Origin of the sequence: Yokenella regensburgei ATCC 49455 (genome assembly GCF_000735455.1) — a bacterium.
Lineage (GTDB): Bacteria > Pseudomonadota > Gammaproteobacteria > Enterobacterales > Enterobacteriaceae > Yokenella > Yokenella regensburgei.
Window position 1 is genome coordinate 16569 of the sequence record NZ_JMPS01000022.1, and the last position, 24332, is coordinate 40900.

Annotated in this window: 42 protein-coding genes and 1 pseudogene; 37 read left to right on the forward strand and 6 right to left on the reverse strand. The window is 51.3% G+C overall.

What is annotated here, in order from left to right:
• Positions 1 to 110 precede the first annotated feature (110 nt).
• The 31 genes and pseudogenes from rpsJ to GYRE_RS06765 all read left to right on the forward strand — a co-directional run bounded on the left by rpsJ (position 111) and on the right by GYRE_RS06765 (position 14985).
• Positions 111 to 422, forward strand: a complete 312-nt coding sequence (gene rpsJ, locus GYRE_RS06620; RefSeq protein WP_001181005.1) for a 30S ribosomal protein S10 — start codon at positions 111 to 113, stop codon at positions 420 to 422.
• 32 nt (positions 423 to 454) lie between these two features.
• The gene (gene rplC, locus GYRE_RS06625; protein WP_006817279.1) at positions 455 to 1084 is read left to right on the forward strand and encodes a 50S ribosomal protein L3; all 630 of its coding nucleotides are present in this window, start codon (positions 455 to 457) and stop codon (positions 1082 to 1084) included.
• A 10-nt stretch (positions 1085 to 1094) separates the two neighbouring features.
• The gene (gene rplD, locus GYRE_RS06630; RefSeq protein ID WP_000424395.1) at positions 1095 to 1700 is read left to right on the forward strand and encodes a 50S ribosomal protein L4; all 606 of its coding nucleotides are present in this window, start codon (positions 1095 to 1097) and stop codon (positions 1698 to 1700) included.
• Positions 1697 to 1999, forward strand: a complete 303-nt coding sequence (gene rplW / locus GYRE_RS06635; RefSeq protein WP_000617546.1) for a 50S ribosomal protein L23 — start codon at positions 1697 to 1699, stop codon at positions 1997 to 1999. Before rplD ends, rplW begins: the two co-directional genes overlap by 4 nt.
• Before the next feature lie 17 nt (positions 2000 to 2016).
• Positions 2017 to 2838, forward strand: a complete 822-nt coding sequence (gene rplB, locus GYRE_RS06640; RefSeq protein WP_000301859.1) for a 50S ribosomal protein L2 — start codon at positions 2017 to 2019, stop codon at positions 2836 to 2838.
• 16 nt (positions 2839 to 2854) lie between these two features.
• Positions 2855 to 3133 carry a 30S ribosomal protein S19 gene (gene rpsS / locus GYRE_RS06645; RefSeq protein ID WP_001138115.1) on the forward strand — a complete coding sequence of 93 codons (279 nt, stop codon included), beginning with the start codon at positions 2855 to 2857 and terminating at the stop codon, positions 3131 to 3133.
• Between the two features lie 14 nt (positions 3134 to 3147).
• Positions 3148 to 3480, forward strand: a complete 333-nt coding sequence (gene rplV / locus GYRE_RS06650) for a 50S ribosomal protein L22 (protein WP_000447529.1) — start codon at positions 3148 to 3150, stop codon at positions 3478 to 3480.
• Positions 3481 to 3497: 17 nt separating this feature from the next.
• Positions 3498 to 4196 carry a 30S ribosomal protein S3 gene (gene rpsC / locus GYRE_RS06655; protein WP_006817277.1) on the forward strand — a complete coding sequence of 233 codons (699 nt, stop codon included), beginning with the start codon at positions 3498 to 3500 and terminating at the stop codon, positions 4194 to 4196.
• A gap of 11 nt (positions 4197 to 4207) precedes the next feature.
• On the forward strand, positions 4208 to 4618 hold the full coding sequence (rplP, locus tag GYRE_RS06660; protein ID WP_002919759.1) for a 50S ribosomal protein L16: 411 nt from the start codon (positions 4208 to 4210) through the stop codon (positions 4616 to 4618).
• Positions 4618 to 4809: a 50S ribosomal protein L29 gene (gene rpmC, locus GYRE_RS06665; protein ID WP_006817276.1), complete on the forward strand. Its 192-nt coding sequence runs from the start codon at positions 4618 to 4620 to the stop codon at positions 4807 to 4809. Before rplP ends, rpmC begins: the two co-directional genes overlap by 1 nt.
• Positions 4809 to 5063 (forward strand): 30S ribosomal protein S17, encoded by a 255-nt coding sequence (rpsQ, locus tag GYRE_RS06670; RefSeq protein ID WP_006817275.1) that lies wholly within the window; start codon positions 4809 to 4811, stop codon positions 5061 to 5063. Before rpmC ends, rpsQ begins: the two co-directional genes overlap by 1 nt.
• Before the next feature lie 167 nt (positions 5064 to 5230).
• A complete protein-coding gene (gene rplN / locus GYRE_RS06675) occupies positions 5231 to 5602 on the forward strand; it encodes a 50S ribosomal protein L14 (RefSeq protein ID WP_000613954.1) in 372 nt (123 codons plus the stop codon).
• A 10-nt stretch (positions 5603 to 5612) separates the two neighbouring features.
• Positions 5613 to 5927, forward strand: coding sequence for a 50S ribosomal protein L24 (rplX, locus tag GYRE_RS06680; RefSeq protein ID WP_003863287.1), 315 nt, complete (start codon positions 5613 to 5615; stop codon positions 5925 to 5927).
• Between the two features lie 14 nt (positions 5928 to 5941).
• Positions 5942 to 6481, forward strand: coding sequence for a 50S ribosomal protein L5 (rplE, locus tag GYRE_RS06685; protein WP_038254008.1), 540 nt, complete (start codon positions 5942 to 5944; stop codon positions 6479 to 6481).
• A gap of 14 nt (positions 6482 to 6495) precedes the next feature.
• Positions 6496 to 6801 carry a 30S ribosomal protein S14 gene (rpsN, locus tag GYRE_RS06690; protein ID WP_006817273.1) on the forward strand — a complete coding sequence of 102 codons (306 nt, stop codon included), beginning with the start codon at positions 6496 to 6498 and terminating at the stop codon, positions 6799 to 6801.
• A gap of 33 nt (positions 6802 to 6834) precedes the next feature.
• Positions 6835 to 7227 (forward strand): 30S ribosomal protein S8, encoded by a 393-nt coding sequence (gene rpsH / locus GYRE_RS06695; protein ID WP_006817272.1) that lies wholly within the window; start codon positions 6835 to 6837, stop codon positions 7225 to 7227.
• 12 nt (positions 7228 to 7239) lie between these two features.
• Complete coding sequence (gene rplF, locus GYRE_RS06700; RefSeq protein WP_006817271.1) at positions 7240 to 7773, forward strand: 50S ribosomal protein L6; 534 nt, start codon at positions 7240 to 7242, stop codon at positions 7771 to 7773.
• Positions 7774 to 7782: 9 nt separating this feature from the next.
• Positions 7783 to 8136: a 50S ribosomal protein L18 gene (gene rplR, locus GYRE_RS06705; protein WP_006817270.1), complete on the forward strand. Its 354-nt coding sequence runs from the start codon at positions 7783 to 7785 to the stop codon at positions 8134 to 8136.
• Between the two features lie 14 nt (positions 8137 to 8150).
• Positions 8151 to 8651 carry a 30S ribosomal protein S5 gene (rpsE, locus tag GYRE_RS06710; protein ID WP_002438697.1) on the forward strand — a complete coding sequence of 167 codons (501 nt, stop codon included), beginning with the start codon at positions 8151 to 8153 and terminating at the stop codon, positions 8649 to 8651.
• Positions 8652 to 8657: 6 nt separating this feature from the next.
• A complete protein-coding gene (gene rpmD / locus GYRE_RS06715) occupies positions 8658 to 8837 on the forward strand; it encodes a 50S ribosomal protein L30 (protein WP_001140434.1) in 180 nt (59 codons plus the stop codon).
• Positions 8838 to 8840: 3 nt separating this feature from the next.
• Positions 8841 to 9275, forward strand: coding sequence for a 50S ribosomal protein L15 (gene rplO, locus GYRE_RS06720; RefSeq protein WP_006817269.1), 435 nt, complete (start codon positions 8841 to 8843; stop codon positions 9273 to 9275).
• A gap of 7 nt (positions 9276 to 9282) precedes the next feature.
• A complete protein-coding gene (secY, locus tag GYRE_RS06725; RefSeq protein ID WP_006817268.1) occupies positions 9283 to 10614 on the forward strand; it encodes a preprotein translocase subunit SecY in 1332 nt (443 codons plus the stop codon).
• A gap of 31 nt (positions 10615 to 10645) precedes the next feature.
• Positions 10646 to 10762, forward strand: coding sequence for a 50S ribosomal protein L36 (rpmJ, locus tag GYRE_RS23615; RefSeq protein ID WP_000868187.1), 117 nt, complete (start codon positions 10646 to 10648; stop codon positions 10760 to 10762).
• A gap of 147 nt (positions 10763 to 10909) precedes the next feature.
• Positions 10910 to 11266 (forward strand): 30S ribosomal protein S13, encoded by a 357-nt coding sequence (gene rpsM, locus GYRE_RS06730; protein WP_038254013.1) that lies wholly within the window; start codon positions 10910 to 10912, stop codon positions 11264 to 11266.
• 16 nt (positions 11267 to 11282) lie between these two features.
• Entirely contained in the window at positions 11283 to 11672 is a 390-nt protein-coding gene (rpsK, locus tag GYRE_RS06735; RefSeq protein ID WP_004388621.1) for a 30S ribosomal protein S11, read from the forward strand.
• A 34-nt stretch (positions 11673 to 11706) separates the two neighbouring features.
• Positions 11707 to 12327 carry a 30S ribosomal protein S4 gene (gene rpsD / locus GYRE_RS06740; RefSeq protein WP_006817266.1) on the forward strand — a complete coding sequence of 207 codons (621 nt, stop codon included), beginning with the start codon at positions 11707 to 11709 and terminating at the stop codon, positions 12325 to 12327.
• A gap of 25 nt (positions 12328 to 12352) precedes the next feature.
• Positions 12353 to 13342, forward strand: a complete 990-nt coding sequence (locus GYRE_RS06745; protein ID WP_006817265.1) for a DNA-directed RNA polymerase subunit alpha — start codon at positions 12353 to 12355, stop codon at positions 13340 to 13342.
• A 40-nt stretch (positions 13343 to 13382) separates the two neighbouring features.
• Positions 13383 to 13769, forward strand: coding sequence for a 50S ribosomal protein L17 (gene rplQ, locus GYRE_RS06750; RefSeq protein ID WP_038254020.1), 387 nt, complete (start codon positions 13383 to 13385; stop codon positions 13767 to 13769).
• A 108-nt stretch (positions 13770 to 13877) separates the two neighbouring features.
• On the forward strand, positions 13878 to 14246 hold the full coding sequence (locus GYRE_RS06755; RefSeq protein WP_038254023.1) for a DnaJ family domain-containing protein: 369 nt from the start codon (positions 13878 to 13880) through the stop codon (positions 14244 to 14246).
• A gap of 2 nt (positions 14247 to 14248) precedes the next feature.
• Positions 14249 to 14665 carry a Zn(2+)-responsive transcriptional regulator gene (gene zntR, locus GYRE_RS06760; RefSeq protein ID WP_006817262.1) on the forward strand — a complete coding sequence of 139 codons (417 nt, stop codon included), beginning with the start codon at positions 14249 to 14251 and terminating at the stop codon, positions 14663 to 14665.
• 57 nt (positions 14666 to 14722) lie between these two features.
• Positions 14723 to 14985 (forward strand): annotated as a pseudogene (locus GYRE_RS06765) (alternative ribosome-rescue factor A).
• Here the strand turns inward: GYRE_RS06765 and mscL are convergent.
• From mscL to def, 5 genes are all read right to left on the reverse strand, one after another.
• Positions 14939 to 15349: a large-conductance mechanosensitive channel protein MscL gene (gene mscL, locus GYRE_RS06770; protein WP_006817260.1), complete on the reverse strand. Its 411-nt coding sequence runs from the start codon at positions 15347 to 15349 to the stop codon at positions 14939 to 14941. The pseudogene GYRE_RS06765 and the gene mscL overlap by 47 nt on opposite strands.
• Before the next feature lie 142 nt (positions 15350 to 15491).
• Positions 15492 to 16868 (reverse strand): Trk system potassium transporter TrkA, encoded by a 1377-nt coding sequence (gene trkA, locus GYRE_RS06775; protein WP_038254025.1) that lies wholly within the window; start codon positions 16866 to 16868, stop codon positions 15492 to 15494.
• Positions 16869 to 16889: 21 nt separating this feature from the next.
• Positions 16890 to 18179, reverse strand: coding sequence for a 16S rRNA (cytosine(967)-C(5))-methyltransferase RsmB (gene rsmB / locus GYRE_RS06780; protein ID WP_038254053.1), 1290 nt, complete (start codon positions 18177 to 18179; stop codon positions 16890 to 16892).
• A 54-nt stretch (positions 18180 to 18233) separates the two neighbouring features.
• On the reverse strand, positions 18234 to 19181 hold the full coding sequence (fmt, locus tag GYRE_RS06785; RefSeq protein ID WP_038254027.1) for a methionyl-tRNA formyltransferase: 948 nt from the start codon (positions 19179 to 19181) through the stop codon (positions 18234 to 18236).
• A 14-nt stretch (positions 19182 to 19195) separates the two neighbouring features.
• Positions 19196 to 19705 (reverse strand): peptide deformylase, encoded by a 510-nt coding sequence (gene def, locus GYRE_RS06790; protein ID WP_006817256.1) that lies wholly within the window; start codon positions 19703 to 19705, stop codon positions 19196 to 19198.
• 128 nt (positions 19706 to 19833) lie between these two features.
• Here def and dprA point away from each other — a divergent pair, with 128 nt between their 5' ends.
• The 6 genes from dprA to GYRE_RS06820 are packed head-to-tail and all read left to right on the forward strand — an operon-like array spanning position 19834 to position 23632.
• Complete coding sequence (dprA, locus tag GYRE_RS06795; RefSeq protein ID WP_038254029.1) at positions 19834 to 20964, forward strand: DNA-protecting protein DprA; 1131 nt, start codon at positions 19834 to 19836, stop codon at positions 20962 to 20964.
• Positions 20936 to 21409, forward strand: a complete 474-nt coding sequence (gene smg, locus GYRE_RS06800) for a DUF494 family protein Smg (protein ID WP_038254032.1) — start codon at positions 20936 to 20938, stop codon at positions 21407 to 21409. The genes dprA and smg overlap by 29 nt, the downstream gene beginning before the upstream one ends.
• A 26-nt stretch (positions 21410 to 21435) precedes the next feature.
• On the forward strand, positions 21436 to 21978 hold the full coding sequence (locus tag GYRE_RS06805) for a DNA topoisomerase family protein (protein WP_038254035.1): 543 nt from the start codon (positions 21436 to 21438) through the stop codon (positions 21976 to 21978).
• 4 nt (positions 21979 to 21982) lie between these two features.
• A complete protein-coding gene (gene tsaC, locus GYRE_RS06810) occupies positions 21983 to 22555 on the forward strand; it encodes an L-threonylcarbamoyladenylate synthase type 1 TsaC (protein ID WP_038254038.1) in 573 nt (190 codons plus the stop codon).
• 4 nt (positions 22556 to 22559) lie between these two features.
• On the forward strand, positions 22560 to 23378 hold the full coding sequence (gene aroE / locus GYRE_RS06815; protein ID WP_006817250.1) for a shikimate dehydrogenase: 819 nt from the start codon (positions 22560 to 22562) through the stop codon (positions 23376 to 23378).
• Complete coding sequence (locus GYRE_RS06820; protein WP_006817249.1) at positions 23375 to 23632, forward strand: DUF1488 family protein; 258 nt, start codon at positions 23375 to 23377, stop codon at positions 23630 to 23632. Before aroE ends, GYRE_RS06820 begins: the two co-directional genes overlap by 4 nt.
• Here the strand turns inward: GYRE_RS06820 and GYRE_RS06825 are convergent.
• Positions 23608 to 24162 (reverse strand): gamma carbonic anhydrase family protein, encoded by a 555-nt coding sequence (locus GYRE_RS06825; RefSeq protein WP_038254041.1) that lies wholly within the window; start codon positions 24160 to 24162, stop codon positions 23608 to 23610. The two genes, GYRE_RS06820 and GYRE_RS06825, sit on opposite strands and share 25 nt — an antisense overlap.
• Positions 24163 to 24332 lie beyond the last annotated feature (170 nt).

Below are 24332 nucleotides of genomic sequence, written 5' to 3' on the forward strand. Positions count from 1 at the left end.
ACAATGTTCCCAATTGGGGAACTCTGTAAGAACGGTTACACTCTCCCATCAATCGTAATGGGTTTGAGGAGTAACTATTTCGTCTATAAAATAATTGGAGCTCTGGTCTCATGCAGAACCAAAGAATCCGTATCCGCCTGAAAGCGTTTGATCATCGTCTGATCGATCAATCAACCGCGGAAATCGTCGAGACTGCCAAGCGCACTGGTGCGCAGGTCCGTGGTCCGATCCCGCTGCCGACCCGCAAAGAGCGCTTTACCGTTCTGATCTCTCCGCACGTTAACAAAGACGCGCGTGATCAGTACGAAATTCGCACTCACAAGCGTCTGGTTGACATCGTTGAGCCAACCGAGAAAACCGTTGATGCTCTGATGCGTCTGGATCTGGCTGCCGGTGTAGACGTGCAGATCAGCCTGGGTTAATCAGGTCATCGAGCGATTGAGAGGTTGAAACAATGATTGGTTTAGTCGGTAAAAAAGTGGGTATGACCCGCATCTTCACTGAAGATGGCGTTTCTATCCCAGTAACCGTAATCGAAGTTGAAGCAAACCGTGTTACTCAGGTTAAAGACCTGGCTAACGATGGCTACCGTGCTATCCAGGTTACTACCGGTGCTAAAAAAGCTAACCGTGTAACTAAGCCGGAAGCTGGTCACTTCGCTAAAGCTGGCGTAGAAGCTGGCCGTGGTCTGTGGGAATTCCGCCTTGCTGAAGGCGAAGAGTTCACCGTAGGTCAGGACATTAGCGTTGAACTGTTTGCTGAAGTTAAAAAAGTTGACGTAACCGGTACCTCTAAAGGTAAAGGTTTTGCTGGTACCGTTAAGCGCTGGAACTTCCGTACCCAGGACGCTACTCACGGTAACTCCTTGTCTCACCGCGTTCCGGGTTCTATCGGTCAGAACCAGACTCCGGGCAAAGTGTTCAAAGGCAAGAAAATGGCAGGTCAGCTGGGTAACGAACGTGTAACCGTTCAGAGCCTGGACGTAGTACGTGTTGACGCTGAGCGCAACCTGCTGCTGGTTAAAGGTGCTGTCCCGGGTGCAACCGGTAGCGACCTGATCGTTAAACCAGCTGTGAAGGCGTAAGGGGATAGCAATGGAATTAGTATTGAAAGACGCGCAGAGCGCGCTGACTGTTTCCGAAACTACCTTCGGTCGTGATTTCAACGAAGCGCTGGTTCACCAGGTTGTTGTTGCTTATGCAGCTGGTGCTCGTCAGGGTACTCGTGCTCAGAAGACTCGTGCTGAAGTAACTGGTTCTGGCAAAAAGCCATGGCGCCAGAAAGGTACCGGCCGTGCGCGTTCAGGTTCTATCAAGAGCCCGATCTGGCGTTCTGGTGGCGTGACCTTCGCTGCTCGTCCGCAGGACCACAGTCAAAAAGTTAATAAAAAGATGTACCGCGGCGCGCTGAAAAGCATCCTGTCCGAACTGGTACGTCAGGATCGTCTGATCGTTGTCGAGAAGTTCTCTGTAGAAGCGCCGAAAACTAAGCTGCTGGCACAGAAACTGAAAGACATGGCTCTGGAAGATGTGCTGATCATCACCGGTGAGCTGGACGAAAACCTGTTCCTGGCTGCGCGCAACCTGCACAAGGTTGACGTACGCGATGCAACTGGTATCGACCCGGTTAGCCTGATCGCCTTCGACAAAGTCGTAATGACTGCTGATGCTGTTAAGCAAGTTGAGGAGATGCTGGCATGATTCGTGAAGAACGTTTGCTGAAGGTGCTGCGTGCACCGCACGTTTCTGAAAAAGCGTCTACTGCGATGGAAAAAACCAACACCATCGTTCTCAAAGTTGCTAAAGACGCGACCAAAGCAGAAATCAAAGCTGCTGTGCAGAAACTGTTTGAAGTCGAAGTCGAAGTCGTTAACACCCTGGTAGTTAAAGGGAAAGTTAAACGTCACGGACAGCGTATCGGTCGTCGTAGCGACTGGAAAAAAGCTTACGTCACCCTTAAAGAAGGCCAGAACCTGGACTTCGTTGGCGGCGCTGAGTAAGTCGGAGGAGTAACACAATGGCAGTTGTTAAATGTAAACCGACATCTCCGGGTCGTCGCCACGTAGTTAAAGTGGTTAACCCTGAGCTGCACAAGGGCAAACCTTTTGCTCCGTTGCTGGAAAAAAACAGCAAATCCGGTGGTCGTAACAACAATGGCCGTATCACCACTCGTCACATCGGTGGTGGCCACAAGCAGGCTTATCGTATTGTTGACTTCAAACGCAACAAAGACGGTATCCCGGCAGTTGTTGAACGTCTTGAGTACGATCCGAACCGTTCCGCGAACATCGCGCTGGTTCTGTACAAAGACGGCGAGCGCCGTTACATTCTGGCCCCTAAAGGCCTGAAAGCTGGCGACCAGATTCAGTCTGGCGTTGATGCTGCAATCAAAGCGGGTAACACCCTGCCGATGCGCAATATCCCGGTTGGTTCTACCGTTCATAACGTAGAAATGAAACCAGGTAAAGGCGGTCAGCTGGCGCGTTCTGCTGGTACTTACGTTCAGATCGTTGCTCGCGATGGTGCTTATGTCACCCTGCGTCTGCGTTCTGGTGAAATGCGTAAAGTCGAAGCAGACTGCCGCGCTACTCTGGGCGAAGTTGGCAATGCTGAGCATATGCTGCGCGTTCTGGGTAAAGCAGGTGCTGCACGCTGGCGTGGTGTTCGTCCTACCGTTCGCGGTACTGCGATGAACCCAGTAGACCACCCACATGGTGGTGGTGAAGGTCGTAACTTTGGTAAGCACCCGGTAACTCCGTGGGGCGTTCAGACCAAAGGTAAGAAGACCCGCAGCAACAAGCGTACTGATAAATTCATCGTACGTCGCCGTAGCAAATAATTTTAGAGGATAAGCCATGCCACGTTCTCTCAAGAAAGGTCCTTTTATTGACCTGCACTTGCTGAAGAAGGTAGAGAAAGCGGTGGAAAGCGGAGACAAGAAGCCCCTGCGCACTTGGTCCCGTCGTTCAACGATCTTTCCTAACATGATCGGTTTGACCATCGCTGTCCATAATGGTCGTCAGCACGTTCCGGTATTTGTTTCCGACGAAATGGTCGGTCACAAACTGGGTGAATTCGCACCGACTCGTACTTATCGCGGCCATGCTGCTGATAAAAAAGCGAAGAAGAAATAAGGTAGGAGGAAGAGATGGAAACTATCGCTAAACATCGCCATGCTCGTTCTTCTGCTCAGAAGGTTCGCCTTGTTGCTGACCTGATTCGCGGTAAGAAAGTGTCGCAGGCTCTGGACATCCTGACCTACACCAATAAGAAAGCGGCTGTATTGGTCAAGAAAGTACTGGAATCTGCCATTGCTAACGCTGAACACAACGATGGCGCTGACATTGACGATCTGAAAGTTACGAAAATTTTCGTAGACGAAGGCCCGAGCATGAAGCGCATTATGCCGCGTGCAAAAGGTCGTGCAGATCGCATCCTGAAGCGCACCAGCCACATCACTGTGGTTGTGTCCGATCGCTGAGACTCTGGAGACTAGCAATGGGTCAGAAAGTACATCCTAATGGTATTCGCCTGGGTATTGTCAAACCTTGGAACTCTACCTGGTTCGCGAACACCAAAGAATTCGCTGACAACCTGGACAGCGATTTTAAAGTACGTCAGTACCTGACAAAGGAACTGGCTAAAGCGTCCGTATCTCGTATCGTTATCGAGCGTCCGGCTAAGAGCATCCGTGTGACCATTCACACCGCTCGCCCGGGTATCGTTATCGGTAAGAAAGGCGAAGACGTAGAAAAACTGCGCAAGGTCGTAGCGGATATCGCTGGCGTTCCTGCACAGATCAATATCGCCGAAGTTCGTAAGCCAGAACTGGACGCTAAATTGGTTGCTGACAGCATCACTTCTCAGCTGGAACGTCGCGTTATGTTCCGTCGTGCTATGAAGCGTGCTGTACAGAACGCAATGCGTCTGGGCGCTAAAGGTATCAAAGTTGAAGTTAGCGGCCGTCTGGGCGGCGCGGAAATCGCACGTACCGAATGGTACCGTGAAGGTCGCGTACCGCTGCACACTCTGCGTGCTGACATCGACTACAACACCTCTGAAGCGCACACCACTTACGGTGTAATCGGCGTTAAAGTGTGGATCTTCAAAGGCGAGATCCTGGGTGGTATGGCTGCTGTTGAACAACCGGAACCGGCTGCTCAACCTAAAAAGCAGCAGCGTAAAGGCCGTAAATAAGGAGCGTCGCTATGTTACAACCAAAGCGTACAAAATTCCGTAAAGTGCACAAAGGCCGCAACCGTGGTCTGGCGCAGGGTACGGATGTTAGCTTCGGCACTTTCGGTCTGAAAGCTGTTGGCCGTGGTCGTCTGACTGCACGTCAGATCGAAGCAGCACGTCGTGCAATGACCCGTGCAGTTAAGCGTCAAGGTAAGATCTGGATCCGTGTATTCCCGGACAAACCGATCACCGAGAAGCCGCTGGAAGTTCGTATGGGTAAAGGTAAAGGTAACGTTGAGTACTGGGTTGCCTTGATTCAGCCGGGTAAAGTCCTTTATGAAATGGACGGCGTACCGGAAGAGCTGGCCCGTGAAGCATTCGGCCTGGCAGCAGCGAAACTGCCGATTAAAACCACCTTTGTAACTAAGACGGTGATGTAATGAAAGCAAATGAGCTGCGTGAAAAAAGCGTTGAAGAGCTGAACGCTGAGCTGCTGAACCTGCTGCGTGAGCAGTTCAACCTGCGTATGCAGGCTGCAAGTGGCCAGCTGCAACAGACTCACCTGCTGAAGCAGGTTCGTCGTAATGTTGCACGCGTTAAGACTTTACTGACTCAGAAGGCGGGTGCGTAATGACCGATAAAATCCGTACTCTGCAAGGTCGTGTTGTTAGTGACAAAATGGAGAAATCCATTGTTGTAGCTATCGAACGTATTGTGAAACACCCGATCTACGGTAAATTCATCAAACGTACGACCAAACTGCACGTACATGACGAGAACAACGAATGCGGTATCGGTGACGTGGTTGAAATCCGCGAATGCCGTCCGCTGTCCAAGACTAAGTCCTGGACTCTGGTTCGCGTTGTAGAGAAAGCGGTTCTGTAATACAGTACGCGTTCTCAATACGGATAAACGGCTCAGAGATGAGCCGTTTATTTTTTCTACCCATATGCTGAGAGCGGTGTTATAATGCCGCGCCCTCGATATGGGGCTTTTTAACGACTCTGTAGTTTTAGAGTCTCAGTAGTAGTTGACATTAGCGGAGCACTAAAATGATCCAAGAACAGACTATGCTGAACGTCGCCGACAACTCCGGTGCGCGTCGCGTAATGTGTATCAAGGTTCTGGGTGGCTCGCACCGTCGCTACGCAGGCGTAGGCGACATCATCAAGATCACCATCAAAGAAGCAATTCCGCGTGGTAAGGTCAAGAAAGGTGATGTGCTGAAGGCGGTAGTGGTGCGCACCAAGAAGGGTGTTCGTCGCCCTGACGGTTCTGTCATTCGCTTCGATGGTAATGCATGCGTTATTTTAAACAATAACAGCGAGCAGCCTATCGGCACGCGTATCTTTGGGCCGGTAACTCGTGAACTTCGCAACGAGAAGTTCATGAAAATTATCTCTCTGGCACCAGAAGTACTCTAAGGAGCGAATCATGGCAGCTAAAATCCGTCGTGATGACGAAGTTATCGTGTTAACCGGTAAAGATAAAGGTAAGCGCGGTAAAGTTAAGAATGTTCTGTCTTCCGGCAAACTCGTCGTTGAAGGTATCAACCTGGTTAAGAAACATCAGAAGCCGGTTCCGGCCCTGAACCAACCGGGTGGCATCGTTGAAAAAGAAGCTGCTATTCAGGTTTCTAACGTTGCAATCTTCAATGCGGCAACCGGCAAGGCTGACCGTGTAGGCTTTAGATTCGAAGACGGCAAAAAAGTCCGTTTCTTCAAGTCTAACAGCGAAACTATCAAGTAATTTGGAGTAGTACGATGGCGAAACTGCATGATTACTACAAAGACGAAGTAGTTAAGAAACTCATGACTGAGTTTAACTACAATTCTGTCATGCAAGTCCCTCGGGTCGAGAAGATCACCCTGAACATGGGTGTTGGTGAAGCGATCGCTGACAAGAAACTGCTGGATAACGCAGCAGCTGACCTGGCAGCAATCTCCGGTCAAAAACCGCTGATCACCAAAGCACGCAAATCAGTTGCAGGCTTCAAAATCCGTCAGGGCTATCCGATCGGCTGTAAAGTAACTCTGCGTGGCGAGCGCATGTGGGAGTTCTTTGAGCGCCTGATCACTATTGCTGTACCGCGTATCCGTGACTTCCGTGGCCTGTCCGCTAAGTCATTCGACGGTCGTGGTAACTACAGCATGGGTGTCCGTGAGCAGATCATCTTCCCAGAAATCGACTACGACAAAGTCGATCGCGTTCGTGGTTTGGATATTACCATTACCACTACTGCGAAATCTGACGAAGAAGGCCGTGCTCTGCTGGCTGCCTTTGAATTCCCGTTCCGCAAGTAAGGTAGGGTTACTGAATGGCTAAGCAATCAATGAAAGCACGCGAAGTTAAACGCGTAGCTTTAGCTGATAAATACTTCGCGAAACGCGCTGAACTTAAAGCGATCATCTCTGATGTGAACGCCTCCGACGAAGATCGTTGGAATGCAGTTCTTAAGCTGCAGAGTCTGCCGCGTGATTCCAGCCCGTCTCGTCAGCGTAATCGCTGCCGTCAAACTGGTCGTCCGCATGGTTTCCTGCGGAAGTTCGGGTTGAGCCGTATCAAGGTCCGTGAAGCCGCTATGCGCGGTGAAATCCCGGGTCTGAAAAAGGCTAGCTGGTAATTGTCACCAATTGAATCACGGGAGTAAAGACAGATGAGCATGCAAGATCCGATCGCGGATATGCTGACCCGTATCCGTAACGGTCAGGCCGCGAGCAAAGCTGCGGTCACAATGCCTTCCTCCAAGCTGAAAGTGGCGATTGCCAACGTGCTGAAGGAAGAAGGTTTTATCGAAGAATTTAAAGTTGAAGGCGACACCAAGCCGGAACTGGAACTTACTCTTAAGTATTTCCAGGGTAAAGCTGTTGTAGAAAGCATTCAGCGTGTCAGCCGCCCAGGTCTGCGCATCTATAAGAAAAAAGATGAGCTGCCGAAAGTTATGGCGGGTCTGGGTATCGCGGTTGTTTCTACCTCTAAAGGTGTTATGACTGATCGTGCAGCGCGCCAAGCTGGTCTTGGTGGCGAAATTATCTGCTACGTAGCCTAATCGGAGGAAAAAATGTCTCGTGTTGCTAAAGCACCGGTCGTTATTCCTGCCGGCGTTGACGTTAAAATCAACGGTCAGGTTATTACGATCAAAGGTAAAAACGGCGAGCTGACTCGTACTCTCAACGATGCTGTTGACGTTAAACATGCAGATAATGCACTGACCTTCGGTCCGCGTGATGGTTACGTAGACGGTTGGGCTCAGGCTGGTACCGCGCGTGCCCTGCTGAACGCAATGGTTATCGGTGTTACCGAAGGCTTCACTAAGAAGCTGCAGCTGGTTGGTGTAGGTTATCGTGCAGCGGTTAAAGGTAATGTAGTAAACCTGGCTCTGGGTTTCTCACATCCTGTTGACCATCAGCTGCCAGCCGGTATCACTGCAGAATGTCCGACTCAAACTGAAATCGTGCTGAAAGGCGCTGATAAGCAGGTGATCGGCCAGGTTGCAGCAGATCTGCGCGCCTACCGTCGTCCTGAGCCTTACAAAGGCAAGGGTGTTCGTTACGCCGACGAAGTCGTGCGTACCAAAGAGGCTAAGAAGAAGTAAGGTAACACTATGGATAAGAAATCTGCTCGTATCCGTCGTGCGACCCGCGCACGCCGCAAGCTCCAGGAGCTGGGTGCAACTCGCCTGGTGGTACATCGTACCCCGCGTCATATTTACGCACAGGTAATTGCACCGAACGGTTCTGAAGTTCTGGTAGCTGCTTCTACTGTAGAAAAAGCTATCTCTGAACAACTGAAGTACACCGGTAACAAAGACGCCGCTGCAGCTGTGGGTAAAGCTGTTGCAGAACGCGCTCTGGAAAAAGGCATTAAAGATGTGTCCTTTGACCGTTCCGGGTTCCAATATCATGGTCGTGTCCAGGCACTGGCAGATGCTGCCCGTGAAGCTGGCCTTCAGTTCTAAGGTAGAGGTGTAAGATGGCTCACATCGAAAAACAAGCTGGCGAACTGCAGGAAAAGCTGATCGCGGTAAACCGCGTATCTAAAACCGTTAAAGGTGGTCGTATTTTCTCCTTCACAGCTCTGACTGTAGTTGGTGATGGTAACGGTCGCGTTGGTTTTGGTTACGGTAAAGCGCGTGAAGTTCCAGCAGCGATCCAGAAAGCGATGGAAAAAGCCCGTCGCAATATGATTAACGTCGCGCTGAACCACGGCACCCTGCAGCACCCGGTTAAAGGTGTTCACACGGGTTCTCGTGTATTCATGCAGCCGGCTTCAGAAGGTACCGGTATCATCGCCGGTGGTGCAATGCGCGCCGTTCTGGAAGTCGCTGGAGTTCATAACGTACTGGCCAAAGCATACGGTTCCACCAACCCGATTAACGTGGTTCGTGCAACTATCGATGGCCTGGAAAATATGAATTCTCCAGAAATGGTCGCTGCCAAGCGTGGTAAATCCGTTGAAGAAATTCTGGGGTAATTGACCATGGCAAAGACTATTAAAATCACACAAACCCGCAGTGCAATCGGTCGTCTGCCGAAACATAAGGCAACGCTGCTTGGCCTGGGTCTGCGTCGTATTGGTCATACCGTAGAGCGCGAGGATACTCCTGCTGTTCGTGGTATGGTCAACGCGGTTTCCTTCATGGTTAAAGTTGAGGAGTAAGAGATGCGTTTAAATACTCTGTCTCCGGCCGAAGGCTCTAAACAGGCGGGTAAACGCCTGGGTCGTGGTATCGGTTCTGGCCTCGGTAAAACCGGTGGTCGTGGTCACAAAGGTCAGAAGTCTCGTTCTGGCGGTGGCGTACGTCGCGGTTTCGAGGGTGGTCAGATGCCACTGTACCGTCGTCTGCCGAAATTCGGCTTCACTTCTCGTAAAGCGATGATCACGGCAGAAATTCGTCTGTCCGATCTGGCTAAAGTAGAAGGCGATGTAGTCGACCTGAACACGCTGAAAGCGGCTAACATTATCGGTATCCAGATCGAGTTCGCGAAAGTGATCCTGGCTGGTGAGGTAACTCGTCCGGTAACTATCCGTGGTCTGCGTGTTACTAAAGGCGCTCGTGCTGCTATCGAAGCTGCTGGCGGTAAAATTGAGGAATAAGTAGCAGATGGCTAAACAACCGGGATTAGATTTTCAAAGTGCCAAAGGCGGTTTTGGCGAACTGAAACGCAGACTTCTGTTTGTGATCGGTGCGCTGATTGTTTTCCGAATTGGCTCTTTTATTCCGATCCCTGGTATTGATGCCGCTGTACTTGCCAAACTGCTTGAGCAACAGCGAGGCACCATCATTGAAATGTTCAACATGTTCTCTGGTGGTGCTCTCAGCCGTGCTTCTATCTTTGCGCTGGGTATTATGCCGTACATTTCGGCCTCTATTATTATCCAGCTGCTGACGGTGGTTCACCCGACGCTGGCAGAGATTAAGAAGGAAGGGGAATCTGGCCGTCGTAAGATTAGCCAGTACACCCGCTACGGCACTCTGGTGCTGGCAATATTCCAGTCAATCGGTATTGCTACCGGTTTACCGAATATGCCTGGTATGCAGGGCCTGGTAATTAATCCAGGCTTTGCATTCTATTTCACCGCTGTTGTAAGTCTGGTCACAGGAACTATGTTCCTGATGTGGCTCGGCGAACAGATTACTGAGCGTGGTATCGGTAACGGTATCTCGATCATTATCTTCGCTGGTATCGTTGCGGGTCTCCCGCCAGCCATTGCCCACACTATCGAGCAAGCGCGTCAAGGCGACCTGCACTTCCTCCTGTTGCTATTGGTTGCAGTATTAGTATTTGCAGTGACCTTCTTTGTTGTCTTCGTTGAGCGTGGTCAACGCCGCATTGTGGTGAACTATGCGAAACGTCAGCAAGGTCGTCGTGTTTATGCTGCACAGAGCACACATTTGCCGCTGAAAGTGAATATGGCGGGTGTTATCCCGGCAATCTTCGCTTCCAGCATTATTCTGTTCCCGGCAACCATCGCGTCATGGTTCGGGGGCGGCACCGGTTGGAACTGGCTGACAACAATTTCGCTGTATTTGCAGCCTGGGCAACCGCTTTATGTGTTACTCTATGCGTCTGCAATCATATTCTTCTGTTTCTTCTACACGGCGTTGGTCTTCAACCCGCGTGAAACAGCAGATAACCTGAAGAAGTCCGGTGCATTTGTACCAGGAATTCGTCCGGGAGAGCAAACGGCGAAGTATATCGATAAAGTTATGACCCGCCTGACTTTGGTTGGTGCGTTATACATTACCTTTATCTGCCTGATCCCGGAGTTCATGCGTGATGCAATGAAAGTACCGTTCTACTTCGGTGGTACGTCTCTGCTTATCGTTGTTGTCGTGATTATGGACTTTATGGCTCAAGTGCAAACTCTGATGATGTCCAGTCAGTATGAGTCTGCATTGAAGAAGGCGAACCTGAAAGGCTACGGCCGCTAACAGGGCGCCCGAGAAGTTACGGAGAGTAAAAATGAAAGTTCGTGCTTCCGTCAAGAAATTATGCCGTAACTGCAAAATCGTTAAGCGTGATGGTGTCATCCGTGTGATTTGCAGTGCGGAGCCGAAACATAAACAGCGTCAAGGCTGATTTATTTCGCATATTTTTCTTGCAAAGTTGGGTTGAGCTGGCTAGATTAGCCAGCCAATCTTTTGTATGTCTGTACGTTTCCATTTGAGTATCCTGAAAACGGGCTTTTCAGCATGGTGCGTACAATTCAAATAGTAGGAGTGCATAGTGGCCCGTATAGCAGGCATTAACATTCCTGATCACAAACATACCGTAATCGCATTAACTGCTATTTTCGGTATCGGCAAGACCCGTTCCAAGGCTATCTGTGCCTCTACGGGGATCGCTGAAAATGTTAAGATCAGTGAGCTGTCTGAAGAACAAATCGAGCAGCTGCGTGAAGCAGTTGGCGGATTTGTCGTTGAAGGTGATCTGCGTCGTGAAATCACCCTGAGCATCAAGCGTCTGATGGACCTTGGTTGCTACCGTGGTTTGCGTCATCGTCGTGGTCTTCCGGTTCGCGGTCAGCGCACCAAGACCAACGCACGTACCCGTAAGGGTCCGCGCAAACCGATCAAGAAATAATCGGGGTGATTGAATAATGGCAAAGGCACCAGTTCGTGCACGTAAGCGTGTAAGAAAACAAGTCTCTGACGGCGTGGCTCATATCCATGCTTCTTTCAACAACACCATCGTTACTATTACTGATCGTCAGGGTAACGCTTTGGGTTGGGCAACAGCCGGTGGTTCCGGTTTCCGTGGTTCACGTAAATCAACTCCGTTTGCAGCTCAGGTTGCAGCAGAGCGTTGCGCTGAAGCCGTAAAAGAATACGGCATCAAGAATCTGGAAGTTATGGTTAAGGGACCGGGTCCAGGTCGCGAATCTACTATTCGTGCTCTGAACGCCGCTGGTTTCCGCATCACTAATATTACTGATGTGACTCCGATCCCTCACAACGGTTGTCGTCCGCCGAAAAAACGTCGCGTATAACGCGGTCGTTTTCTAGGATTGTTGGAGAAAGAAAATGGCAAGATATTTGGGTCCTAAGCTCAAGCTGAGCCGTCGCGAGGGCACAGACCTCTTCCTGAAGTCTGGCGTTCGCGCGATCGATACCAAGTGTAAAATTGAACAAGCTCCTGGCCAGCACGGTGCGCGTAAACCGCGTCTGTCTGACTATGGTGTGCAGTTGCGTGAAAAGCAGAAAGTTCGCCGCATCTACGGTGTGCTGGAGCGTCAGTTCCGTAACTACTATAAAGAAGCAGCACGTCTGAAAGGCAACACCGGTGAAAACCTGTTGGCTCTGCTGGAAGGTCGTCTGGACAACGTTGTATACCGTATGGGCTTCGGCGCCACTCGTGCTGAATCACGTCAGCTGGTTAGCCACAAAGCTATCATGGTAAACGGTCGTGTTGTTAACATCGCTTCTTATCAGGTTAAAGCGAATGACGTTGTCAGCGTTCGTGAGAAAGCGAAAAAGCAATCTCGCGTGAAAGCAGCCCTGGAGCTGTCTGAGCAGCGTGAAAAGCCAACCTGGCTGGAAGTTGATGCTGGCAAGATGGAAGGTACGTTCAAGCGTCAGCCGGAGCGTTCTGATCTGTCTGCGGACATTAACGAACACCTGATCGTCGAGCTTTACTCCAAGTAAGGCTTAGCACCAAAGAGAGGACACAATGCAGGGTTCTGTGACAGAGTTTCTAAAACCGCGCCTGGTAGATATCGAGCAAGTGAGTTCGACGCACGCCAAGGTGACCCTTGAACCTTTAGAGCGTGGCTTTGGCCATACTCTGGGTAACGCACTGCGCCGTATTCTGCTTTCATCGATGCCGGGTTGCGCGGTGACTGAGGTTGAGATTGATGGTGTACTACATGAGTACAGCACCAAAGAAGGCGTTCAGGAAGACATCCTGGAAATCCTGCTCAACCTGAAAGGGCTGGCGGTGAAAGTTCAGGGTAAAGATGAAGTTATTCTTACTCTGAATAAATCTGGCATTGGCCCTGTAACCGCAGCCGACATTACCCACGACGGTGATGTCGAAATCGTCAAGCCGCAGCACGTGATCTGCCACCTGACCGATGAGAACGCAGCTATTAGCATGCGTATCAAAGTTCAGCGCGGTCGCGGTTATGTGCCGGCTTCTGCCCGAATTCATTCGGAAGAAGATGAGCGCCCAATCGGCCGTCTGCTGGTCGACGCCTGCTACAGCCCTGTAGAGCGTATTGCCTACAATGTTGAAGCAGCGCGTGTAGAACAGCGTACCGACCTGGACAAGCTGGTCATCGAAATGGAAACCAACGGCACAATCGATCCTGAAGAGGCGATTCGTCGTGCGGCAACCATCCTGGCAGAACAACTGGAAGCTTTCGTTGATTTACGTGATGTACGTCAGCCGGAAGTGAAAGAAGAGAAACCAGAATTCGATCCGATCCTGCTGCGCCCTGTTGACGATCTGGAATTGACTGTCCGCTCTGCTAACTGCCTTAAGGCAGAAGCTATCCACTATATCGGTGATCTGGTACAGCGTACCGAGGTTGAGTTGCTGAAAACGCCGAACCTGGGTAAAAAATCTCTTACTGAGATTAAAGACGTGCTGGCCTCCCGTGGTCTGTCTCTGGGCATGCGCCTGGAAAACTGGCCACCGGCAAGCATTGCTGACGAGTAACCGGATCACAGGTTAAGGTTTTACTGAGAAGGATAAGGTCATGCGCCATCGTAAGAGTGGTCGTCAACTGAACCGCAACAGCAGCCATCGCCAGGCTATGTTCCGCAACATGGCAGGTTCGCTGGTTCGTCATGAAATCATCAAGACGACCCTGCCGAAAGCGAAAGAACTGCGTCGCGTAGTTGAGCCGCTGATTACTCTTGCCAAGACTGATAGCGTTGCTAATCGTCGTCTGGCATTCGCCCGTACTCGTGATAACGAGATCGTGGCAAAACTGTTTAACGAGCTGGGCCCGCGTTTCGCGAGCCGCGCCGGTGGTTACACTCGCATCATGAAGTGTGGCTTCCGTGCAGGCGACAACGCGCCGATGGCATACATCGAGCTGGTTGATCGTGCTGAGCCGAAAGCAGAAGCTGCTGCAGAGTAATTTGTAGTATCGTAAAAAAACCCGCCTCGGCGGGTTTTTTTATATCCAGCGAATCCCCACCATCCTACAATCAGCGTATTCTTTTTGTTCAACCTCTGGAGCCGATGTATGTGGTTGCTTGACCAGTGGGCGGAACGCCATATTCAGGATGCCCAGAAAAAAGGCGACTTTGAGAACCTCCCCGGCAGCGGTGAGCCCTTAGTCCTTGAAGACGATTCGCACATTCCTGAAGAACTTCGCGCCGGATATCGCCTGCTTAAAAATGCCGGTTGTTTGCCCCCTGAACTCGAAGCACGTAAAGAGGCGCTTGCCCTGAACGATCTTCTGAAGAGCGTTCGTAAAGATGAGCCGCAGTATCAGGAGATAAGTCGAAGACTGGCACTGCTTGAACTTAAGCTACGTCAGGCGGGTCTCAGTACTGATTTCCTGCAGGGCGAATACAGCGAAAAATTGATGAACAAGATTAACGAGGAGTAACTATGTATCGTATTGGTGAGCTTGCAAAGCTGGCGGATGTCACGCCGGATACCATTCGCTACTATGAAAAGCAGCAGATGATGGCCCATGATGTCCGTACTGAAGGCGGGTTTCGTCTGTATACGGATAACGATCTGCAGCGTCTGCGCTTTATCCGTTATGCAAGACAGTTGGGCTTTACACTGGAATCGATCCGCGAACTTCTGTCGATCCGCATCGATCCTGAACACCATACTTGCCAGGAGTCCAAGGGGATTGTGCAGGCTCGTTTGAGTGAGGTTGAAGCGCGTATCGAAGAGCTGCAGTCAATGCGTCGGTCGTTGCAACGGCTGAATGATGCCTGTTGTGGTAGTGCACACAGCAGCGTCTATTGTTCTATTCTTGAAGCCCTGGAACAGGGAGCGAGTACACCACGTTGATTCGCAATAGCGGCAGGATTATACTGCAGCCGTTTGAACACACAATCTGGAGAGTCTATGAGCCACTATCAGCATCGTAAAGGGCAGATAAAGGACAATGCTATCGAAGCATTATTACACGACCCGCTGTTTCGCCAGCGTGTAGAGAAGAATAAGAAAGGGAAAGGGAGTTATCTACGTAAAGGAAAACACGGCAACAGAGGTAACTGGGAGGCCAGTGGCAAGAGAGCAAATGCTTTTTTACCACTGGCCTTCTGGTTTTAACGCTCCAGATCAGGAACGGTCTTTTTGTTCTTTTAACAGATCACGAATTTCAGTAAGCAGTACTTCTTCTTTCGTCGGAACAGGATCGGCAGCTGGCTCTTCTTTCTTACGATTCAACTGATTGATAGCTTTGATGGCCATAAAAATAGCGAATGCCACAATCACGAAGTCGAAGATATTCTGAATAAATACACCGTAATGCATGACCACTGCAGGTACATCGCCCTGTGCGGCACGCAATGTGACGGCAAACTGCTTAAAGTCGACACCGCCGATTAACAAGCCCAACGGTGGCATAATGATATCGGCAACCAGCGATGAAACAATCTTGCCGAATGCAGCACCAATAATTACACCGACGGCTAAATCAACCACGTTCCCGCGCATCGCGAAGTCGCGAAACTCTTTAATAATGCTCATTTTCTTCTCCCTGGAAAGCTGACGTTAATAAGTTTAACAAATGTTAAGGCAATTTCCATTTATCGATTGTGTTTGGTTGAATAATTTAAACCGCAATAAATACAAGGTAATAAAAAAGGGTGCCGAAAAGCACCCTCGATAATTAGAGGAAAAAGGGACTGGGCTGGAACAGACGCTCTACGTCGGTAATAAACTTTTTATCGGTCAGGAACATAATAACGTGGTCACCCTGCTCGATGCGTAAGTTGTCATTGGCGATCATCACATCGTTACCGCGAACCACCGCACCAATAATGGTTCCTGGCGGCAGTTTAATTTCGTCAATTACGCGACCAACCACTCGGGACGTCGTTTCATCACCGTGGGCGACTGCCTCAATAGCTTCCGCAACGCCACGGCGCAGGGAAGAAACTCCTACGATATCTGCTTTACGCACATGGCTTAGCAAGGCTGAAATGGTGGCTTGCTGCGGGGAGATCGCAATATCGATAACGCTACCCTGTACCAGATCAACATAGGCTTTACGCTGGATTAGCACCATCACCTTCTTGGCACCCATACGCTTGGCGAGCATCGCTGACATGATGTTAGCTTCGTCATCGTTAGTGACGGCGATAAACAGATCGACCTGATCGATATGTTCTTCCATCAGCAATTCTTGATCCGAAGCGTCACCAAAGAAGACGATCGTATTCTGCAGCTTTTCCGCAAGCTCCGCAGCGCGCTGCTGATCGCGTTCGATAAGCTTAACGCTGTAATCTTTTTCCAGCCGATGAGCCAGCCCTGCACCGATGTTGCCACCACCGACTAACATAATGCGTTTGTAGGGTTTTTCCAGACGCTGGAGTTCACTCATGACCGCGCGGATATGCTGTGAAGCGGCAATGAAAAAGACTTCATCGCCTGCTTCGACAATAGTTGAACCCTGGGGGCGAATCGGAGTGTCGTGACGGAAAATAGCGGCCACACGTGTATCAATATGCGGCATGTGCTCACGCATAGTGGAGAGTGCGTTACCAACCAGCGGCCCGCCATAATAGGCTTTTACCACGGCGAGGCTGACTTTCCCTTCGGCAAAATTCACCACCTGCAGTGCGCCAGGATACTCAATTAAGCGATAGATGCTGTCGATAACCAGCTGTTCAGGTGCGATCAAGTGATCGATTGGCACAGCCTCAGAGTGGAACAGTTTATCGGCATCGCGAACATAGTCGGGGGCGCGGATACGAGCAATGCGATTTGGGGTATTGAACAGTGAAAAGGCGACCTGACAGGCCACCATGTTTGTTTCATCTGAACTGGTTACCGCGACGAGCATGTCTGCGTCGTCCGCACCGGCCTCACGTAATACACGGGGGTGGGAACCATGCCCCTGTACAACACGAAGATCGAATTTGTCCTGTAACGTACGCAGGCGATCGCCATTCGTATCGACAACGGTGATATCGTTGTTCTCGCCAACCAGGTTTTCTGCCAGTGTGCCGCCAACCTGGCCTGCACCCAGAATGATAATTTTCATCAGCAGCGATCCGTTAGTTCATCATTTCTTGATTAGCTTAGCGTAAAAGAAGCCATCGCCGTCTTCTGCGCCCGGCAGGTTCTGTATGCCAGGTTGTTCCTGAGTACCGGTGTCACTGAGTACCGCATCCGGTGTCCGCTCGAGGAAGGCCCGAACCTGTTCGCAGTTTTCTTCAGGGAGAATAGAACAGGTTGCGTAAACCAACGTGCCACCAGATTTCAGATGCGGCCATATTGCATCCAGAATTTCGCGCTGCAGACCGGCAAGTTCAGGGATATCACGATCGCGGCGTAGCCATTTAATATCCGGATGGCGACGAATTACGCCTGTTGCCGAGCAGGGAGCATCGAGCAGAATGCGATCAAACTGCTGTTCGCCGCACCACTGCGCTGGATAGCGACCATCACCCTGTTTAACCTGTGCTTTCATGCCCAGGCGTTTGAGGTTGTCATAAACGCGGGAAAGGCGAGCTTCATCGACGTCGACTGCCAGAACGTTTGCTTCAGGTGCCACTTCGAGAATATGTGTCGTTTTGCCACCGGGTGCAGCACATAAATCGAGGATCTGCTCCCCGTTTTCCGGCGTAAGCCAGGTCATGCAACCTTGTGCTGAAGCGTCCTGCACTGTTACCCAGCCGTCATCAAAACCTGGAAGTGCGTGAACCGGTGCCGGGGTTTCCAGTCTGACGGCATCCGGGTAGTCCGGATGGGGGAAACCGTTTAATCCTGCTTCTTCCAGCAATTGCATCCAGGCATCGCGGCTGTGATGGTTGCGGTTAACGCGCAGCCACATCGGAGGGCGCTGATTGTTTGCCTCGACGATGGATTCCCACTGCTGCGGGTAGGCGTTCTTGATGCGTTTCAGGAGCCAGGAAGGGTGCAGGAAGCGGGTCTCATTTTGTGCAAATTCGGCCAGCAGTTCCTCTTGCTGACGCTGAAACTGACGTAGCACACCGTTGATAAGCCCTTTCAACTGTGGACGTTTAACCGCAACGGCTCCTTCCACCGTTTCAGCCAGTGCGGCGTGGGCAGGAATTCTGGTATACAGCAGTTGATAAAAGCCAACAATGATCAGGTAATGGATAGTGCGCTGCTTACCGGTCATCGGACGGGCCATCAGCTTTGTCACCAGCCAGTTCAGCTGCGGCAGGGTACGTAACACGCCGTAGCACAGCTCCTGCAGCAGCGCTTTATCTTTATCCGAGACTTTTTGCTGTAGCGGCGGCAAAACGTTGCTGAGAGACTGCCCATTCTCAACAACCTGTTCCAGAGCCTGCGCTGCAAGACTGCGTAAATTTAGATTTTTTTTCATAACCGCAAAAATAAAAAGGCCCGGGAACACCGGGCTGATTGTCGTGGCCGAATATCAGGCGAGACGGTTGCCAGGAATAAACCATTCCCGACGTGAGTTCAGCAGATCCTGAGCGCTCATCGCTTTTTTGCCGGCAGGCTGTAGCGATAGCAGGTTAAGGATACCTTTACCGGTAGCGACCTGAATTCCCTGTTTGTTAGCATCAACAATGGTACCCGGATCGGCGCTGGTCTCGGCGTCAATTACCGATGCTTGCCATATTTTCACCGGCTGCTCATCGATAACGACATAGCTCATCGGCCAGGGGTTAAATGCGCGGATGCAGCGTTCAAGCTGTTCAGCAGGCAGAGACCAGTCGATGCGGGCTTCTTCTTTACTCAGCTTCTCGGCATAGGTCACCAGTGACTCATCCTGAACTTCAGGTGCAGCACGATGGTTGGCAAGCTGATTCAGCGTTTCCAGCAGGCCGTTCGGACCGAGCTCAGCAAGCTTATCGTACAGCGATGCGCTGGTATCTTCGGCCGTGATGGGGCAGGAGAGCTTAAACAGCATGTCGCCGGTATCAAGGCCAACATCCATTTGCATAATAGTCACGCCGGTTTCTTGGTCACCCGCCCAGAGCGCGCGCTGAATAGGTGCAGCACCGCGCCAGCGCGGGAGGAGAGAACCATGCACGTTGATACAACCGAGGCGTGGCATATCCAGAACTGCTTTTGGCAGGATGAGCCCATAGGCGACAACGACCATGACGTCAGCGTTCAGGTCGGCAACGAGCTGCTGGTTTTCCTGCGGGCGTAACGAAACCGGTTGGAAAACCGGCAGACCTTTTTCTTCCGCCAGCGCTTTTACCGGGCTCAGCATCAGCTTTTTGCCACGGCCTGCCGGGCGATCGGGCTGGGTAAACACGCCGACAATCTGATGTTCAGACGACAACAGCGCGTCAAGATGACGCGCTGCAAAGTCAGGTGTACCCGCAAAAATAATACGTAGTGAGTCTGACACGTTGGTGATTATCCTTAAGCTCGCGCGTTTAAACGGTCGAGTTTTTCCACTTTCTGACGAATGCGTTGCTGTTTCAGCGGCGACAAATAGTCGATGAACAGCTTGCCAACCAGGTGGTCCATTTCATGCTGGATACAAATAGCCAGCAGACCATCGGCTTCCAGTTCGAACGGTTTGCCGTCGCGATCCAGAGCGCTGATTTTCACTGTCTCAGCACGAGGTACCAGAGCGCGCTGCTCGGGAATTGACAGGCAACCTTCTTCAATGCCCGTTTCACCGCTCTTCTCGAGCAGCGTCGGGTTAATCAGTACCAGACGTTCGTCGCGATTTTCCGAAACGTCGATAACGATAATTCGCTGATGGATATCCACCTGCGTTGCCGCGAGGCCAATGCCTTCTTCGGCGTACATGGTATCGAACATATCATCAACGATACGCTGAATATCTGCATTCACTTCTTTGACCGGCTCTGCGACTTTGCGAAGACGCTCGTCCGGAATATGTAACACATGCAAAACTGCCATAAATCTCCAGAGTCGTGTTCAGGAGTTGAAAAGATTATGTCCTCTATTCTAGACAAAACACCACCCGATTGACAGCATCACTGACCAATCGCAAGGATTGCCAGAGCCGCCTGTGGCAGGGAGATCGGATGATATCGACAGAGGTAGTTTTACGCCTGATAGCCGTCATGGATTTGTATGGTGACAGGATGCTAAAGCTCATCAATACGTTAACGCCAGTACCAGCGTCAGAGATCGATTATTCACTGTTGCAACGGGTGGGGCTTAGCGCAAAACAGGCACAGCGTTTTCTGGCAGTGACGGAACGGGAGATTGAGCACAGCCTGCACTGGCTTGAGCACCCGGAGCACCATTTGCTGTTGGCGGATGACGAGAGTTATCCGGGCGCTCTTCGGGCTATCGCCGATTATCCTGCTGCGCTGCTGGTTGAAGGCAGGCTGGAACCGTTGTGCTCGGTGCAGCTGGCAGTTGTGGGGAGTAGGGTACCTTCGTGGTACGGCGAACGCTGGGGACGCTATTTTTGCGAGTCGCTGGCATGCCGTGGATTAACAATAACCAGCGGACTGGCGTTGGGCATTGATGGCGTCGCACACCGGGCAGCACTGAGTAGTGAGGGGAAAACTATTGCAGTACTGGGAAGTGGGTTAACCAGTATCTACCCGCGTCGGCATGTGTCGCTTGCCAGACAGATTGTTGCAAAGGGTGGTGCGCTTGTTTCCGAATTTCCTTTATCTGAGCCTCCATTGGCGCGTCACTTCCCCCGGCGTAACCGAATCATCAGCGGACTCAGTCAGGGGGTACTGGTCATCGAAGCGGCACTGAAAAGTGGCTCATTGGTAACGGCGCGCTGCGCAGCCGATCAAGGAAGGGAGGTTTTCGCGATCCCAGGGCCCTTAGGAAACCCAGGAGCAGAGGGGCCGCACTGGCTAATTCGCCAGGGGGCTACGCTTGTGAGCACGCCGGAAGAGATCCTTGAAAATTTGCAATATGGGCTGCAATGGCTGCCAGATGAGACTGAAAAATCAAATTATTCACCGGATCACCTGGGTGTGGCATTGCCATTTCCTGAGCTCCTGGCTAACGTAGGAGATGAGGTAACACCTGTTGACGTCGTCGCTGAACGTGCCGGCCAACCTGTGCCAGTAACGGTGGCCCAGCTACTCGAACTGGAGTTAGCAGGATGGATCGCAGCTGTACCCGGCGGCTATGTCCGATTGAGGAGGGCATGCCATGTTCGACGTACTAATGTATTTGTTTGAGACTTACATCCACAACGAAGCTGAAATGCGCGTGGATCAGGACAAACTGACGCGGGATCTCACCGACGCCGGTTTTGATCGTGAGGACATTTATAACGCGCTACTGTGGCTGGAAAAGCTCGCTGACTATCAGGAAGGCCTCGCCGAACCGATGCAGCTCGCTTCTGATCCACTCTCTCTTCGCATTTATACCGAAGAAGAGTGTCAACGGCTGGATGCCAGTTGCCGGGGATTCTTGTTATTCCTGGAGCAGATTCAGGTGCTAAACCTCGAAACGCGTGAAATGGTGATTGAGCGCGTCATGGCACTGGATACCGCAGATTTCGATCTGGAAGACCTGAAATGGGTCATTCTGATGGTGCTGTTTAATATCCCAGGCTGTGAAAACGCGTATCAGCAGATGGAAGAATTACTCTTTGAAGTGAATGAAGGTATGCTGCACTAATCATTTATGCAGCAGTAAGAGTTGTTATGGCCAAATCAGCACTGTTTTCGGTGCCCAAAAATGAGCCCTGCCCTCAGTGTGGGGCCGAACTGGTTATCCGTTCCGGGAAACACGGTCCGTTTCTCGGCTGTTCCCATTATCCAGAATGTGACTATGTCCGTCCCCTGAAGAGTCAGGCGGACGGACATATTGTTAAAGTTCTGGAGGGGCAGCTTTGCCCGCTTTGCAATGCAGAACTGGTTCTACGCCAGGGGCGTTTCGGTATGTTTATCGGCTGTAGTCGCTATCCGGAATGCCAGCATACCGAGGTCATCGATAAACCGGATGACACCTCTATTACTTGCCCGCAGTGTCAGCGCGGCCAGCTTGTACAGCGTCGTTCGCGTTATGGGAAAACATTCCACTCCTGCGATCGCTATCCAGACTGTCAGTTTGTCATCAATTTTAAACCGGTAGCGGGTGAATGCCCTGAATGTCATTATCCGTTACTGATAGAGAAGAAAACCGCGCAGGGCGTAAAGCGTTTCTGTGCCAGTAAACAATGTGGAAAGCCGATAACGGCGGAATAAACCCGTGAATAAGAACCTGCCATCAGACTCCGTGTCCCATGCCGTCGCGGTGCTGAATAAAGAAGAAGTCATCGCCTATCCAACAGAAGCGGTATTCGGTGTCGGTTGCGATCCTGACAGCGAAGCCGCCGTGATGAAGCTGCTGGATCTGAAACAGCGCCCGGTAGAGAAAGGATTGATCCTGATTGCTGCCGACTACGAGCAGCTCAAGCCTTATATAGATGATGCCATGCTGTCCCCGGCGCAACGGGAAGCAGTATTTAGCTGTTGGCCAGGCCCGGTGACGTTTGTGTTCCCGGCGAAAGCCAGCACACCGCGCTGGCTGACAGGCCGTTTTGATTCTTTGGCCGTGCGCGTGACCGACCACCCGCTGGTGGTGGAATTGTGCCGGGCTTACGGGAAACCGCTGGTGTCCACCAGTGCTAATTTGACCGGGCAGCCGCCGTGCCGTACAACCGAAGAGGTGCGTCTGCAGTTTGGTGACCGCTTCCCAGTGGTAGATGGCGAGACCGGCGGCCGTCTGAACCCTTCTGAAATCCGTGATGCCCTGACGGGCGAACGCTTCCGCCAGGGATAAGAGAATGGAAACCTACGCTGTTTTCGGTAACCCCATCGCGCATAGCAAATCGCCGACTATCCATCAGCAGTTTGCTGAACAGCTGCACATTGATCATCCTTATGGCCGTGTTCTGGCACCTCTCGATGCCTTTGTCGAAACGCTGAACGCTTTTTTTGACAACGGCGGGCGTGGTGCGAATGTAACGGTTCCCTTTAAAGAGGCCGCTTTTGCTCGTGCGGATGAATTGACCGAACGTGCCGCATTGGCGGGGGCAGTGAATACCCTGAAGCGTCTGGAAGATGGGCGCCTTCTGGGTGACAACACAGATGGGATCGGCCTGTTAAGCGATCTTGAGCGTCTTGCCTTTATAAAGAAAGGAAGTCGTATTCTGTTGATTGGTGCTGGTGGTGCAGCTCGTGGCGTACTGTTGCCGTTACTGTCATTAGATTGCGCAGTAACAATTGTGAACCGCACTTTCTCACGCGCACAGGAACTGGCGCAGATCTTTGCTCACACCGGGAGCGTTAGCGCAGCCCAGATGAACGAGCTGGATGGACGTGAGTTCGATCTGATAATCAACGCCACCTCAAGCGGGATTGGTGGTGAAGTGCCCGCTATCCCTGCATCCATCATTAACGCGCATGTACGCTGCTACGACATGTTCTATCAAAAAGGAACTACGCCATTTCTGAACTGGTGCGAGCAGCATGGTGCGAAACAGTGTGCTGATGGACTTGGTATGCTGGTCGCGCAGGCGGCACATGCGGTTTTACTGTGGCACGGTGTACTTCCGGAGATAACCCCGGTGATCGGCGTCCTGTCACGAGAGCTGCAGGCGTGAACCAGGCGATTCAGTTCCCGGATCGGGAAACCTGGGATGAAGCGTTGTGTGCGGTAGTCTTTCCGGTATTAGTGAATGGTATGCAGTTGAGCTGTGCCATTAAAGGAGAGAGTCTGGCGCATCGCTATGGTGGCGATACGCCAGCGGTCTGGCTTTCATCCTTTCGTGATAATCGATGGGATTTAGAAGATGAAGCCGAACAGGCTATCCGCGATGAGCGGGAAGATAGTCAGGGATGGGTCTGGCTTTCTTGATCAAGATACTCGTCTTTCCATTTCACATAGTTGTTTGCCGAATACCTCAGACCTTCTAACTCCGCCGCCTTCAGGGGGCGGATCTGTTTTACTGGACTCCCCAGATACAGATATCCACTTTCCAGACGTTTGTTTTGTGGCACCAGGCTGCCGGCGCCAATCATCACGTCATCTTCTATTACTACGCCATCCAGTAGAATTGATCCCATACCAACCAGTACCCGATTGCCGATCGTGCAGCCATGCAGCATGACTTTATGCCCCACGGTGACGTCTTCACCGACGATGAGCGGATTACCCTCCGGATTATATGAAGACTTGTGAGTCACGTGCAGCACGCTGCCGTCCTGGATATTGCTACGAGCCCCAATCCTGATGTAATTCACATCACCACGAATTGCGACCAGTGGCCAAATGCTCACATCGTCAGCAATTCGTACGTCTCCAACAACAACGCTGGAAGGATCGATCATCACGCGTTGGCCTAAATCCGGGGACAACCCTTTATATGATCGTAATTTTGCGGACATGGTTACCTCATTAAATGCATTTCATCAGGTGTCAGTGGTGGCGGTTTACGCCTTCTGCAGGCCCTTTGCCTGCTAAAAATTGAGCAGATCGTACAGGATCACCGCAAAAAGCCTGAAAAAACATCAAACAGAAAAAAAGATCCGAAAAAGGCTTGTGCAAAAAAATGGGA